General features: G+C 42.8%; 12 protein-coding genes. 7 read left to right on the top strand and 5 right to left on the bottom strand.

Annotated elements, in window-relative coordinates; all coding sequences use genetic code 11:
• Position 1: 1 nt before the first annotated feature.
• On the bottom strand, positions 2-1,039 hold the full coding sequence (locus QZ995_RS04540; protein ID WP_301803659.1) for a FecCD family ABC transporter permease: 1,038 nt from the start codon (positions 1,037-1,039) through the stop codon (positions 2-4).
• Complete coding sequence (locus QZ995_RS04535) at positions 1,036-2,049, bottom strand: FecCD family ABC transporter permease (RefSeq protein WP_301803657.1); 1,014 nt, start codon at positions 2,047-2,049, stop codon at positions 1,036-1,038. The genes QZ995_RS04540 and QZ995_RS04535 overlap by 4 nt, the downstream gene beginning before the upstream one ends.
• 184 nt (positions 2,050-2,233) lie before the next feature.
• Between QZ995_RS04535 and QZ995_RS04530 the strand changes: the two genes are divergently transcribed.
• A complete protein-coding gene (locus QZ995_RS04530; RefSeq protein ID WP_301803654.1) occupies positions 2,234-3,238 on the top strand; it encodes an ABC transporter substrate-binding protein in 1,005 nt (334 codons plus the stop codon).
• A 61-nt stretch (positions 3,239-3,299) separates the two neighbouring features.
• Here QZ995_RS04530 and mutM read toward each other — a convergent pair whose 3' ends face one another.
• Positions 3,300-4,109 carry a bifunctional DNA-formamidopyrimidine glycosylase/DNA-(apurinic or apyrimidinic site) lyase gene (gene mutM, locus QZ995_RS04525; protein WP_301803651.1) on the bottom strand — a complete coding sequence of 270 codons (810 nt, stop codon included), beginning with the start codon at positions 4,107-4,109 and terminating at the stop codon, positions 3,300-3,302.
• A gap of 227 nt (positions 4,110-4,336) precedes the next feature.
• On the opposite strand from mutM, the gene QZ995_RS04520 reads away from it, so the two are divergent.
• Together QZ995_RS04520 and QZ995_RS04515 are read left to right on the top strand one after the other, a co-directional pair.
• Positions 4,337-5,512 carry a THUMP domain-containing class I SAM-dependent RNA methyltransferase gene (locus QZ995_RS04520; RefSeq protein ID WP_301803648.1) on the top strand — a complete coding sequence of 392 codons (1,176 nt, stop codon included), beginning with the start codon at positions 4,337-4,339 and terminating at the stop codon, positions 5,510-5,512.
• A 64-nt stretch (positions 5,513-5,576) separates the two neighbouring features.
• Entirely contained in the window at positions 5,577-8,504 is a 2,928-nt protein-coding gene (locus QZ995_RS04515) for a DUF4855 domain-containing protein (RefSeq protein WP_301803645.1), read from the top strand.
• A gap of 99 nt (positions 8,505-8,603) precedes the next feature.
• Here the strand turns inward: QZ995_RS04515 and QZ995_RS04510 are convergent, their stop codons facing one another.
• Positions 8,604-9,854, bottom strand: coding sequence for an MDR family MFS transporter (locus QZ995_RS04510; RefSeq protein ID WP_301803642.1), 1,251 nt, complete (start codon positions 9,852-9,854; stop codon positions 8,604-8,606).
• A gap of 402 nt (positions 9,855-10,256) precedes the next feature.
• The gene (locus tag QZ995_RS04505; RefSeq protein ID WP_301803641.1) at positions 10,257-10,739 is read right to left on the bottom strand and encodes a TspO/MBR family protein; all 483 of its coding nucleotides are present in this window, start codon (positions 10,737-10,739) and stop codon (positions 10,257-10,259) included.
• A gap of 208 nt (positions 10,740-10,947) precedes the next feature.
• Between QZ995_RS04505 and QZ995_RS04500 the strand changes: the two genes are divergently transcribed.
• The 4 genes from QZ995_RS04500 (at position 10,948) to QZ995_RS04485 (ending at position 15,063) form a co-directional block, all read left to right on the top strand.
• Positions 10,948-12,060, top strand: coding sequence for an aminopeptidase (locus QZ995_RS04500; RefSeq protein WP_301803639.1), 1,113 nt, complete (start codon positions 10,948-10,950; stop codon positions 12,058-12,060).
• A gap of 211 nt (positions 12,061-12,271) precedes the next feature.
• A complete protein-coding gene (locus QZ995_RS04495; protein ID WP_301803636.1) occupies positions 12,272-13,210 on the top strand; it encodes an RluA family pseudouridine synthase in 939 nt (312 codons plus the stop codon).
• A 52-nt stretch (positions 13,211-13,262) separates the two neighbouring features.
• Positions 13,263-14,561 (top strand): HD domain-containing protein, encoded by a 1,299-nt coding sequence (locus tag QZ995_RS04490; RefSeq protein WP_301803633.1) that lies wholly within the window; start codon positions 13,263-13,265, stop codon positions 14,559-14,561.
• A complete protein-coding gene (locus QZ995_RS04485) occupies positions 14,554-15,063 on the top strand; it encodes a YwgA family protein (RefSeq protein WP_301803631.1) in 510 nt (169 codons plus the stop codon). Before QZ995_RS04490 ends, QZ995_RS04485 begins: the two co-directional genes overlap by 8 nt.
• Positions 15,064-15,240 lie beyond the last annotated feature (177 nt).

Genomic DNA, 15,240 nt, shown 5'->3' with positions numbered 1-15,240 from the left:
CTTACTTATTGCGATTTTTAACCAATAGAAATATAAAGAACGGCGCTCCGATGAGGGAGGTGAAGATTCCTACAGGCAGATCAAGCGGCGCAAAAACAGTGCGAGCTGCGAGATCAGAGACTAAGACGATAATGGCACCCAGCAGTGCGGATGCGGGCAATAAAGCTCCAAAAACGGGACCTACTACCTTTTTTGCAATATGAGGAGCTAGCAGTCCGACAAAGCTGATTGCCCCGCCGATGGCCACAGCAGCGCCTGCCAATGCCACGGAGAGGGACAATAGGATGAGTCGATGTTTTTCAACAGCAGAGCCAGCTCCTTGGGCCACATCATCTCCTAATTGCAGCAGGTTGACACTGCGACCGCATATGAAGGCGAGTAACATAAAGCAAGCGATCCAAGGAGCTAACATGGATACGGTATCCCATGATGTTCCATAGACACTGCCTGTTAGCCAAATTTTAGCCTTAGGCGTCAAATACAGCGGGCTTGCAACGGTAATTAAGGTGGTAAGAGCGGCTAAAATCTCTTTCACACCAACTCCTATCAATACCAGTCGAACAGGAGTTACGCCTTTTTTCCAAGCTAAAACATAAATTAGTAAGCCTGCAATACCAGCTCCTACAATAGCAAACAAAGGAAGCCAGAAAATACTCGCTGTCTCAAACAAAACAATGAAGACGACTGCCGCAACGCTAGCACCACTGGTAATACCAATGATGTCAGGAGAAGCGAGTGGATTGCGAATGATGCTTTGAAGGATTGCCCCTGATACACCAAGCCCCATTCCAACGAGCATTCCTGTCAAAAGACGAGGCATGCGGAATTTCATGACAATCAAATTTTCTTGGTCACTTCCTAATCCAAGAAACACTTTCATAACATTCCAGGGAGAAATCGGATATTCACCTACTCCGACGCTGCATACCATTGCCATAATCGTTAGGAGCAGAATAGTAAGCACGACCCACAGCACACGTCTTTCCATTAAATAGGAAATGTTTAGTTTTTTAAGACGAAAAACAAACAGTTTATTCATGAACGAAGCATCCCCTTTCGAATGACATAAATGAAGAAGGGAGCTCCAAGTAAGGCAGTCATTACACCAATTGGCAATTCCTGAGGCATCGCTATGGCCCTGGCTAGGATATCAGAGATAACCAGTAAAATTCCGCCAAGTAATCCGCTGTACAATATTGTCCACTTCATATCGTTTCCAGTCAGGAAACGAGCCAAATGGGGAGTGAACAAACCTACAAAGCCTATTGGTCCTGCTACAGCCACGGAACAGCCAGATAAAATAATCACAACTGCACCCATTCCGATCTTTAACAATAGAGTTCGTTGTCCTAAGCCCTTTGCTACGTCTTCTCCTAGCATGAACGTATTAATGGCTGGGGCTAACAGCAGTGCTACTACCCATGCTGCGATCATGAACGGTAACACTTCGATTAAATAGGAGAGCTTACGATCAGCTACAGAGCCGGCTAACCAGAATAATACCTCCTCTAAGGCTTGTTCATTTGTAACTAAAATTCCATTTGTGAAGGACGAGAACAGAGCGGTTAATGCCGCACCTGCCAGTGTCATTTTTAAGGGAGTCATCCCATCGCGACCAATAGAGCCTAATATATAAACAGCAATCCCGCCTAGCAGGGCTCCCGTAAAACCAGCCCAGGTTAAGGCTTGCATAGAGTTTGCTCCTAAGAAACCGACAGAACAAACAATAGCAAATGAGGCGGCCCCATTTATTCCAAAGATGCCTACATCCCCAATCGGATTACGTGTCAAAGCTTGCAGAATGGAACCTGCTATACCTAAATTAATCCCTATGGCCGCTGCAATAATACTGCGCGGAACTCTCGTTTCAAGGATGACAATATGTTCGTTGCTTCCGTTAAAATGCGTATAAGCTTCTATCAGAGTGTGTACATCAGTATTAATGACACCGTAAACGACACTGACGAGCATACAAGCTAGCAATACTAACAATCCGAGTAGTAGACCTGTTGCCTTGACAAAAGGCCGTTCTAAGATGCTCTTTCCCATTTCAGTGTTCTCCTATTTTTTGCATTCTTTCAGTAGCAGATGACAGGTGTTCAACATGATCATTTTTCGAAAGTTCAAAAAATGTATAAGGAAATGTTTTCCCTTGTTGACACATTGTATTCTGGCATATACGATTATATCCGACATTGATAATCGTTATCAAGAGTTCTAGGGGGAACAACAGATGAAAATTTCACAAATCGTGCAACATTCACGCCTCATGAAGATTGCTGCGCCAGTTTTGCTGCTTATGATGCTTGCCGTAGGTTGCGGTCAACAGCAGAATACCGCAACAGAAGCTAAACCTAATGAGACAAAGCAAGAGGATACAGCTTATAAGGTGAAGCATGCAATGGGAGAAACGAATGTAAATGGAACTCCCCAACGTGTGGTAGTTTTGACACGTGAGGGTACAGAAGCTGTTCTGGAACTAGGTGTTAAACCGGTTGGCGCTGTACAATCCTGGGATAAAAAGGACCAACCCTTCTATGATCATATCAAAGCCGATATGGAGGGTGTAAAAGATGTCGGTGATGAGCTACAGCCGAATATTGAAGCAATTGCGGCTCTAAAACCCGATCTCATTCTTGGTGTAAAAATGCGTCATGAAAAGATTTATGATCAACTAAGTGCCGTTGCCCCAACTGTCTTGGCAGAAACATTGCGCGGTGAATGGAAAAACAACTTTAAATTGTATGCGGAAGCGTTACATAAGAAAGCAGAAGGCGATAAGGTAATTGCCGATTTTGATAAAAAGGTAGCAGATCTGCGTGCAAAAGCCGGCGATAAATTAAAAACAGAAGTATCGCTGGTACGTTTTATGCCTGGGAAAACTCGCATTTACTACAGTCAAACCTTTGCAGGAATGCTATTGAATGAAGTAGGCTTTGCGCGACCAAAAGCACAGCAAAAAGATGATTTTGCAGCCGAAATTACCAAAGAACGAATGCCTGAATTAGATGGCGATATCTTGTTCTACTATACGTACAATAAAGGTGTAAATGATAATAGCGGTAGCAAGCTGGAACAAGAATGGACAAATGATCCATTATGGAAAAACCTTACTGTAACAAAGAACAACAAAGTATTTAAAGTAAACGATGTCATCTGGAATATAGCAGGCGGTGTGCGTGCAGCTAATCTGCTGTTAGATGAATTTGATAAGTATCTGGTAGAAGGTAAACAATAACATATTGTAAAAGAAAGAGGACTGATCTAGTAGCCTGAAGGGCTTATGATCAGTCTTTTTTCTAATGCTGGCAGTTTGGGCAGTAAAATACCTTGCGGGAAGCCAAATGTGTCAGAACGATAGGTGTCTGACAACGTAAACAAGGCTCTTGGGGACGGTCATAGACCAAGCAATGATGATTATATCCTCCGGTAAGACGATCATTCTTATAAAATCGGTACTCCATATAACCCCCTAGCTGTAAGGCGCGTGTCAACACCTCGCGAAGTGCTTGGGATAATGCCTGAATATCTGCTTGCGATAATTCCTGACAATTTTTAAGAGGCAACTGCCTTGCTTGAAAGCAAATTTCATCAGAGTAACAATTACCAATGCCTGCAATAACATGCTGGTCGGTAAGGGCTTTTTTTAACACGGTTCGTTTCTTTTTCAACAGGTTTGCCAGGTCGGCTGCGGTAAATAACGGCATAAGCGGCTCAGGCCCGATTGTAGCAAGCTGCTGAGAAATATCCTCGTCTTTGTATAGATGTAAGTAGCCTAGCCGCAAGCCGTGGAAAAAAAGCTTATTTTGATCAAAAGCGAGGGTAACCTGGGCTGTCCGATCCAATTTATCAGAATCGCTGCCCCAGTACATAAATCCAGATAACATCAGGTGGAGCAACAGAACCTGCTTGTTGCTTAGATGAAATAATAGATACTTGCCACGGCGCTTAACAGTTGTGATTGTTTGATTCAGCAGCGCGTGCTGGAAGGAAGTGACAGGATAATTGATGGTTTTCTCCCGTGTTATCTCGACATGTCGAATCGGTTTATCTAAGATATAGCGATTTAACATGCCCCTATAATGCTCCATCTCTGGAAGTTCTGGCATAGAAGTTCCTCCTATTTTACAAGAGTGACAATACTAGATCGATAATCTCTGTTTACCTTCTCCATACCGTGAAGCCTTCAGCAGTAATAGTCTGTTTCAATTTCATGAGAAAAATCAGGAAAATGGGGAGAACCTTTCGTTTTTCGGGGAAAAATATACTATAATGAGACGAGTTGACTTCAAAATATCGAGTTCGTGAATAGATGCATAAAGACAGGAGAATAAACATGAAACATCAAGTAGATTTGATCGCAACCGCTGCATTTGGCTTAGAAGCAGTAGTAGCGGAAGAAGTACGCGGGATGGGGTATGAGAATGTTACGGTAGAGAACGGAAAGGTCATGTTTCGTGCTGATATTTCGGATATTCCGCGTTCAAATTTATGGCTGCGTACAGCAGATCGCATCCGATTGAAAATTGGAGAATTCAAAGCGACCAGTTTTGATGAATTATTTGAAAAAACAAAGGCATTGCCTTGGTCTGATTTTATTCCAGAGAATGGACACTTTCCTGTGGAGGGGAAATCAGTAAAGTCGGAGTTGTTTAGTGTCTCTGATTGTCAGGCAATCGTAAAGAAAGCAGTTGTAGAAAGCTTAAAGAGAACCTACCATACAAGCTGGTTTAACGAGGATGGCCCTACTTTTAAAATTGAAGTAGCGTTATTAAAAGATATTGCGACTCTAACCATTGATACCAGTGGAGCAGGCTTACATAAACGTGGCTATCGCGATTGGATCGGGGCAGCTCCTATTAAGGAAACGATGGCTGCTTCGTTAATCCTCCTTTCGCGTTGGAAGCCAGATCGTGTATTGATCGATCCGTTCTGTGGCTCTGGTACGATTCCGATTGAAGCCGCTATGATTGGCAGAAATATTGCCCCGGGTATAAACAGAGAATTCGTTTCGGAGAACTGGCCGATTATTCCGCGGACAGCATGGCGTCAAGCGCGTGCTGAGACGCATGATTTGGCTCAATACGATCGGCAACTGGAGATTATAGGAACCGATATTGACGAAGAGGTTATTAAAATAGCGAGACGGAATGCAGAGGAAGCCGGAGTAGATGACACGATCCACTTTCAACGCATGGATATGAGAGATTTAAGTTCCAAAAAGAAATATGGCTATCTGATTTGCAATCCGCCATATGGAGAGCGTCTAAGCGACTATCGCACGGTAGAAAGATTGTACCGTGACATGGGGCAGGTATTTGGCAAGTTAGATACATGGTCTTCTTACGTGATTACCTCTGATGAGAATTTTGAGTCATATTTTGGCAAGAAAGCTAGCAAAAAACGCAAGCTGTTTAATGGAAACATGCGTGTGGATTACTATCAATTCTTTGGGCCGCGTCCACCGCGTCCGCGGGCTAATTCCGGGGATGTAACAGAACAAGAGAGATAAACGTCATATACATGGTTGAATAGATAGAGAAGATCGATTCAGGTAAGGAGAGAGGTTGTTTTTTATGTGGAAAAACGGTTTTACTCTTAGGCTGATGAGTGTGGCAACAGCTACTGCCTTGCTGTTGACCTCAGGATTTGTGCCATCCCAAGCTTTTGCGGCAAAAGAGGGGAATGCTTCTATCCCGGTATCCTCTTCTGCTTATCTAGGGAATGGTGAGTTTCAGGATACGAAAGGTCACTATGCAGAAAAAGCAATTAAGAATCTTGCCGGCATGCAGGTTATTAATGGGGTGACGGCTACCGAATTTCGGCCCAATGCTCAAATATCCCGCCAGGATTTTATTGTGCTATTGTCCCGTGCATTAGGAGTGCTCCCAAGCGAGCAGGCAGAAAGCACATTCTCTGATCTCGCAAAAGATAGTGTGTATCAAGCATATGCTTCTACATTGGCTGATAATGGAATTATGAAAGGAAAAGCCGACGGCAGTATGGGAGGCAAAGACCCGCTTTCCCGCCAGGAGCTAGCTGTGCTGCTAGAGAGAGTTAATCAGCACCTTTCAATTGGAGCAACCGAGAAAAAGGCGAAGCCTGCTACTTTTTTGGATGAACAAAAGATAGCCGGCTTTGCACAAGAGGCAAGTTATGAAGCGGTTCGGCAAGGATGGCTGACGGCTTATAAAGGAGCATTTCAGCCTGATAAATTGTTAACGCGCGGCGATGCGGTTGTGTTAGTGGATCGCCTAGTAGAGCTTCGAAAAAAACAAGCTGATGTAACAGGCTTTACTGTTAATCACTCCAGCATTAAGATCATGACTGGAATGACGGAGCAAATCAAGGTCAAGCCCAAGGGAGATCAGCCGCTGCCATTTACGCCGATTTTCGCATTTGACGGTAAAGCGCTAGGCTATATTTCTGCGGACGGTACATTTGTAGCGGGTACAGTAGCAGGTAAAGGAGTAATAACGGTAACGGTCGGTTATCAAAGCATCCAAATACCTGTAGAGGTAACAACTCATGGTATAGCTGAGGATGAAAAAGCGGAGGATCAAGCAAAAACGGACGAATCCAAGACAAATATGGACGAATCCAAGACAAATCCGGCTGAGTCTAAAGCTGAAGATACGAAGCAAGCTGATAACAAACAACAAACCGACGATAAGAAGCAAACAGATGAAAAGAAACAAAACGCTGAGCAAAAACCATCAACGGATCAAGCTTCTTCCGAACAAAAATTGCAGAGCCAGTCTGTAGCATCTGCCACAGAAACTGACAATCGCAAAGCAGCTAAGGTAGAGAAGCAGGATCAGGAACAAAAAGAGGAAGAGCTAGTAGATGGCTGGATTAATTATGCCCGAAACAGTCAGGTAACCGTAAAATCAATCGATCCTGCTGACCCTTTATTTAATGAGTCAGAGAAAAAATACCCTGGTCCGGCTGGCGGATTGACCGATCCGGCAGATGTTTGGACAGGCTACCTTCGTCAAATGGGACGTGAAGTAACGCTTGATCTACATAAGGTACAGACGCTGGATATGGTAGAGCTGACCTTTAGACAAGAGAAAACAAGCGGGATTACACTGCCTTCCGAGCTAGAGGTAGAAGTATCGCGGGACGGTAAAATTTGGGGTTATGCGGGTAAAGCTACGCATGCTGTTTCCCCAGGGGAATTACAAAAGCTGGATCGCACTCTGCGCATTAGTTTACCGGAAGTGGATGCGCAGTATGTTCGACTGCGTTTTCCCGTAAAAGTATTCACATTTGCTAAACAACTGAAGGTATATGGACATGAAGCAGAGCCTGCTCGGGCTAAGCTCATCTCCTTTCCTTTAAGCAAAACGAGCACACCTATAGAAGATAATAAGGCAGATGACCGGGTAAAAGATATGCTATTGGTATACCATGGGGCATATGACGACCGTGGCAGCTGGTCGAAACACGACTTTTTACCAATGGCGGGCTATATTGAGCCTGATGGTTCCATTCCTGATCAAATGTTTGATACCATGTTGTTCCTTCCGTTTCCGAACATGACGGAAACAAAGGCTGACTGGGAGAAGTATATGGACAATCTATTCGAACCAGGTCGCCAATTGGATGCCTTAAACTTAGCTATGCTAGAAATGAATAAACGACGTAATTCTCTTGTACTCAATACTAAGAAGGAAAAGGTGGTATTAACCTTGCCTTATCCTTCTCCAAAAGTGAACGATTGGGGCAAGCTGGAGGAAAATGGGCCGTCTCTATCCTTTGATTCTGCTAAGGTAGGGGAAGAGCAAGCTTATAAAAACCGCTTAGCAGCCATTACCTGGTACAAGGATAAGCTAATTAATCGCTGGTACCAATCCGAATATAAGTATTTGAAGCTAGAAGGAATCTACTGGTCCCAAGAGCTTGTAGACGACGCGGTGCCGAAAGAACGCGAGTTGATTCGCAATGCTGCTGATATGGTTCATTATCATGGATACCGTTTCTACTGGATACCGTATTATGGCGCTCCAGGTTTAGAAGAATGGAAAAATCTCGGATTTGATTATGCTTTCCTTCAACCGAACTATTACTCAGTAAATGAAGTACCTATAGAACGGGTTCAGCTTACCTTAGATGTAGCTAATAAGTACGGAATGGGTGTAGAAATCGAGGGAAGCATCAAATTCTTATACGATATGCGTTTCTATCGTACCTATTACAATCAACTCATTGCCGGTCATAAAATCGGAATTGATAAGGACAAAATCCATGCGTATTATTTCAGTGATAAAATTCTCTTGAAGGCTTACCGCAGAACAGATGAACAATCCAGAAAGATTTATGATGATACGTACAAGTGGATGAAGGGCAAGTTTGATAGGAAAGAATTTCTGGTTCCTGAGGTAGCGCCAACTCCTGCTACTAAGCCGGAGGATCAAAAGCAAACGACTGGGGATGCAAATCCTGCTACTAAGGATGAATCTGGGGAAAAAGCTGATCAAAAGGCTGAAAAAAAAGAATAGCGACATGTGTTGAAATGTAGACGCTGACAGGCCCCTGCCGCTCACGTAAGTTGAGAAGCAGGGGCCTGATTTTTTGGGCAAGGTTCCAGGACAAATCATTTAGGCCTGAACCGATTTTGAACGCTCCATTATGGTGAACATTTTTTGATAGCAGAGGATACTAAGAATTGTTACACCAAAAATAATTCCGAAAATGACTAGCGGACCAAACCAATTCGATAAAGTAACGAGCAGTGGCGCTAGGATGCGCCCAATCGTAAATTGTAGCGTGGAGGCACCCATATACTGCCCGCGTTGATGTTCAGGGGCTAGTTTACTGACGAAGCCTAGAGCGATTGGAGTGCGGATCAGCTCTCCAATTGTGAGAACAGCCATACAGAAGAGCAAGAACCAGATATTTTTACTAAAAGCCATCATGAAAAAGCCGATCCCGCCCAGAAAAGATGCAATCACAAATGCCTTTTGATCGCTCCACGCACTAATCCAGCGTGTCATCGCTGCCGTGAGCATCACTACCATGAATCCATTTAAGGCCATCATCCAGCCAAAAAAGGATGTTCCGCCTAGAGAATAGGTCCAATCTCCCCACCATATTAACGGTTGTTGTACCACATGTTCCTTTATATAAATCGCCATGTAAAGATCCATTTGGGAAAAAGCAATAAACACAAACACTCCCGCTAGCAGGTAAAGAGAAAAAACCTTGTCACGAAAAATAACCTGAAAGGATTGCAATTCTTTTTTCCAACTTGGTGCTGGATCGACTACATCTGAGCTATTCTGAGGTGCTGATGGCTTAGTCTCTTTTAAGACGAAAAAGTAGACAACAAATAGGATAACAGTCACAACCATACAGGCTAGCATAAGCTCATTACGGTAATTTACAAAGAAAAAGGCTCCCAGCAGAGGACCGATAACAACCCCTAAATTCATAGCTGTGTAAAACATGGCAAAAACAAAATTCCGGTCTTCCTCGTTGGTCAAATCTGCGATCATAGCTTCGCTAGCTGGTTGGTATAAAGAGGCACTCAGATTCAGACCGACAAAAGCAAGGTACATCATCCAAGGTGAAGAGGACAGAAAAAATAACAGGAACATGAGAGCCTCAAACGCCACAGAAAAAAGCATAACGGGACGACGCCCCAGTTTATCAGAAATACGACCACCAATTAAGCTTATGACAACACTAAGCAACGGGGGAATGATTAATAATACTCCAGCAGTGCTCTTACCAAACGTTTCACTGAAAAACAGAGCCATGAAGGGTAAGAACATCCACAAAAAGATAGAAAATAAGGTTTCTCCAATCAGACGAACCTTTAAATTTACATTCCAAGATAGCCAGCTCATGCGCTGCACCTCCAACGTGTTTTCTGACTTACATACATTGCTGGCTTTCTTCTTTCCCGTGCGAATAGGAAGCGGTTTTTGGTCCTGTTAGGGTGTTGTTTTTCATAAAAAAAACGACGATACGCTCAAAAGCTGCTCAACATACAAGCTTTATCGCATAAATGCCGCTTCTTTGAAAAGAAACGGGGCCGATAACCATAAATTCCAATCAGTAAAGAAGAAAGCCGACCTAAATCAAGCATGACAAATAGAATAGATTATCCTTTTGTCTTTGCTGGATTCAATTAGATGGCTGAAATTTCTTTACTGATGGATTTCATTGGTTACATGCCCCTTTATTTTCGGTATTTTTTGATAAATGAAATTCTATCAGGTTTTATAAGGATGTGCAAGGGTAGGTTTTTAGAGATTGACTTGATAAATAACCCATGACATATACGCGGTTAGGCAAGACCAAACAAGATACGGAAAAAGTAACAGTGCTGCCCAGCGAGAGTATTTGCCTGTGTACAATAGCAAGAGTAGGGTCGATATTGAGGCTGCCAGACAGTCATAAAAGGCTAACGACAAATCCTTCTGAATAGACAGGAGAAAGGTATAAGCCTGATTGATCACGTAGTTAATCGCAAATAACAGATACCAGGAGTGGTTTAGGTTATCTAACCCAATGGTTTTTTGTAATACAACGACTGTGAGAGCAATCAGTGCGTATAATACAAACCATATGATAGCAATCACGTTATTTGAGAAAAGCCAATCAGGCTCTGCAAGGGTGTTATACCAGATTAGGTCAATTGGAAAAAGAATACCTGACAACGAAAAAAGAGCTATTATGACAAGGAATAATATGATGGAGGATAATAGACTTGGCTTTTGCTGCGTCATGTAAAACTACCCCCTTTTCTTATAAGCTAGTACTTAGTTTATTATTGATTTTGTCGTCCATGCTTATTATTTCTGATTCCAAGATGTACAGCATAAGATAGTCTGGGACATTTTGATAAAATATTTTTAATCAAAAACACAAAGAGAGAAGTGTCTATGCTACAATTTGTAATAAATCCCAATGGGAACGGACTGGAGGAGTCTCGTCGTGCAAGATCCGCGATTAAAAAAATTGGCTTATAATTTGTTGCACTATTCTGTTGGTTTGAAGGAAAAGGAAGTTTTAAATATTGAAGTCCGTGGAAACGGGCATGATTTAGCTCGGGAGCTGATAAAAGAGGCATACGCTATCGGGGCCTATCCTTATGTGGAGATAATGGATACGCGTATTCAGCGGGAGTTAATGATGAATGCTAGCGCCGAGCGGGCAGAATATTTGAGGAAATGGTCTGAAGAACGCACCAAGGATCAGCATGCAAACATCATTATTAACGGGGTTGATAATGACAGCGAGATGTCTGATGTGCCAAATGATAAGCGCCAGGAGCATTACAGGGTGCTAAAACCGCTTAGTGATTACATGATTGCTAATACACGTTGGGTTCTGCTTAATTATCCTACCCCCTCTATGGCACAAAATGCGAATATGTCGACAGAGGCATTTGAAGATTTCTTCTTTGATGTCTGTATAACAGATTACCGAAAGATGCATGATGCATTCCTGCCCCTGCAACAACTGATGAATAGGACGGATAAAGTACGACTAGTCGGGCCGGGAACTGATTTGACCTTTTCCATCAAAGGAATTCCAAACGTGATCTGTGCGGGAGAAAATAATATTCCAGACGGAGAGATTTTTACTGCTCCTGTGCGTGACTCTGTAAACGGTGTACTTACTCACAATGCGACGACCCAATATATGGGGACTAAATTTGAAAATATTACCTTGCGTTTTGAAAACGGAAAAATTGTAGAAGCGACCTCAAATAATACCAAGAAGCTCAATGAAATTCTTGATACTGACGAAGGAGCTCGCTATATTGGAGAATTTGCCATCGGTGTAAATCCGTATGTGCTGCATCCGATGAATGATATCCTATTTGACGAGAAAATCTCAGGTAGCTTCCACTTTACCCCGGGTCAGGCCTATGAGGATGCTGATAATGGCAATCGAAGCATCGTACATTGGGATATGGTAACCATTCAACGTCCAGAATACGGAGGCGGTGAAATTTGGTTTGATGACGTGTTAATCCGCAAAGATGGACTATTTGTGCTGGATATATTACAAGGTCTTAATCCAGATGCTTTAAAATCCTAACCGCAATCAAAAATCGAAAGAAACCCATATTCAAAGATAGAGCATACAAAAAAAGTCTGGTGATGCCAGGCTTTTTTTGGTTGGGACGAATGAAGACAACCCATAAGCAATATTCCCTGATAGAACCAGCTTCTCGTCTCTAAAGTGGCATCCGGTCTCGCTTTTCGTTACAATGAAGCGTAGAAACTGTAGAACGGAGAAAAAACTAGCTATGACAATGAAAAGATGGTTGGATCACATTGTAGACGATCAGGAGAAAGGAATGACTGTTGAGGAGATCGTACGACAAAAAATGTCGGTCTCTGGACGTATGCTGCAGCGTCTGACACGGAGTAAAGGAATACTGGTAAATCGCAAAGTCCCTTTTCTTAAAAGGCAGGTCAAGGCTGGAGATGTGATTTCTGTGCGCATTTTTGATGATAAACGTGAGCAGGAAGCGTTAGTCATGTTACCGCCAGCACCATTTGAGATTCAGTTGGAAATTTTGTTTGAGGACGAGTATTTTATTGTTGTTAATAAACCAACAGGTATGACTACGCATCCTATTCGTGAGGACCAGCACGATACTTTACTAAACCAGCTTGTACTTTATTGGCATAAACAAGGCAAGTCGATTATGCCCCATACCGTTCATCGCCTGGATCGCGAGACTTCGGGCACTATTTTAATCGCGAAGAGCTCCTATGCTCATCAGCTAGCAGATAAGCTGATAAGAGAGGGAAGCGTAGAGCGTAATTACGTTGCTCTTGCAACTGGGCGCATGCAACAAGAATCGGGAACAATAGCAGAACCGATCAAGCGCGATCCTATGCATAAAGTAAAGCGTCAGGTGCATCCAAAGGGTGAAGAAGCAGTTACTCATTACAAGGTTTTGGCTTCCAACGACGAGGTTAGCTTAGTCGATATTACATTAGACACAGGAAGAACGCACCAAATTCGCGTGCATTTTGAATACATGGGACATCCATTGGTCGGGGATACGCTATACCGGGGTTCTCGAATGGGCTTTTCCACTCAAGCGCTGCATGCCTATCAGCTTTGTTTTAAGCATCCAGTGACAGAAAAGCTCCTTGAGACTAAGGCACCTATGCCGCAAAAGATGAAGCGTTTTGTGGAAGATAGGTTTTTTGTGCCAAATTTTATGCTATAAAGATTATGCATGTGCAAAATAAATACTATGGGGAAGGGTGGAGGTGTAGAGCATGGTAGTGCAGAGGCTGTTAGATGAGGAAAAGGTGTTTAAAGATCCTGTTCATCGTTATGTGCATGTCAGGGAGAAGGTCATTTGGGAGCTAATTGATTCACCTGAATTCCAACGACTAAGGCGCATCAGACAGCTTGGAACCAGTTATTTTACCTTCCATGGCGGTGAACATAGCAGATTCAATCACTCGCTGGGCGTCTATGAAATTATGAGACGCATTCTGGAGACCTTTGAGGGTAGAGTTAATCTTCCTTACGAAGAAAAGCTCCTGTGCCTTTGTGCGGCTTTACTGCACGATGTTGGACATGGTCCTTTTTCACACTCCTTTGAAAAGGTATTTCGGTTTGACCATGAGGAATGGACGAGAAAAATCATTATGGGCAGGACAGGCATTAATCAAATTTTACGTACGGTTAGCGATACCTTTCCTAGAAAGGTTGCGGAGGTGATCGCGAAAACGTATGAGAACAAGTTGATTGTCTCGCTTATTTCCAGTCAGATAGATGCGGACCGAATGGATTATTTGTTGAGAGATGCTTATTATACCGGAGTCAATTACGGCAATTTTGACATAGAGCGCATTCTGCGTGTGATGCGACCCTCTGAGGATGGAGTAGTGATTAAAGCAAGCGGGATGCATGCGGTGGAAGACTATATTATGTCACGCTATCAAATGTACTGGCAGGTATATTTTCACCCGGTGACTCGGAGTGCAGAGGTTGTTCTACATAAAATTTTCAAACGTGCGAAGGAATTATTTCATCGCGATTACCGTTTTCAATTAGAGCCGACACATTTCCTGCCGTTTTTCTGTGATCGTATCCAATTGAAAGACTATCTCATGCTGGATGAATCTATTGTTTATTTCTACATGCATCAGTGGCGACATGAGCGAGATTCTATATTATCTGATTTGTGCTCACGATTTTTAGACAGGAATCTCCTGCAATACGTCGAATATAATCCTAGAAATTTCCGAACGGAATATGAGATCAGGGAATTGTTTCAAGAAGCGGGAATTGATCCCGACTATTATGTAGAAGTTGATTCTACATCCGATTTGCCCTATGATTATTATCGCCCTGGGAAAGAACAAGAACGGATTTCTATCATGTTAGTCAAACCAAACGGTGAGCAAGCGGAATTATCAACGATGTCAGAGATTGTAGAAGCGGTTTGCGGGAAGCGGAGATTTGATTATAAGCTTTATTATCCTGCCGATCTGATAGAATCGCTGCCTGCTGAACTTGCCCAAAAGATTAAAGAACGACTAGGAGTAGTGATGTCGGATGCATAGAGGGCACGCCAAAATAATGCGGCTAGTGGAGGTCCTTGGTGAAGTAACAGGAAGAAAGAAACTGCAAAAAATGGTGTATATCTCTAAAAAAATGCAGGTGGATTTCGAGGAAAGATTTGAGTTTCATATGTTCGGGCCTTATTCCGAAGAACTGACATTGCGCGTAGACGAGTTGTGCAGCTTTGGGCTGTTGAACGAACAACATGAAAGCAAGGGAGCGATCGAAGTATATCGTTACTCCTTAAACGAATTGGGAAAGGAATTTTTACGTTATCATGATGTAGACCTAGGGATAGGAGAGCATCTGATTAAACGCTTAAATGAAGAAAATTCCCGGTTTCTTGAATTAGTGTCCACCATTCTTTATTTTGAGCACTTATCCTATGAGGAAATGCTGGTCAAAGTCTTTACATTAAAAAGCAAACAGCGCTATACAGAAGAGGAAGTACAAAAGGGACTTGCTTTTCTCGATGAATGCAGACAAATTAGCTTGCAGCAATAAAGGGTATAACATTCTTGAGTCTGCTAGCATTACCATCTCGTACACGCTTATGTGTGAACGAGATTTTTTTGTCCCACATTATCTATTTCACTATGTCTTGTCCATGCGCCCCAAAAATTGCACGAGTATAAGCTTTCAGGGTAGAATAGACAGAAGATCTTTTTAGGGGTTGGTGAT

The sequence above is a fragment of the Brevibacillus laterosporus genome (assembly GCF_030489605.1).
GTDB classification, from domain to species: Bacteria; Bacillota; Bacilli; order Brevibacillales; family Brevibacillaceae; genus Brevibacillus_B; species Brevibacillus_B laterosporus_E.
This window is presented reverse-complemented; position numbering and strand designations above follow the sequence as displayed.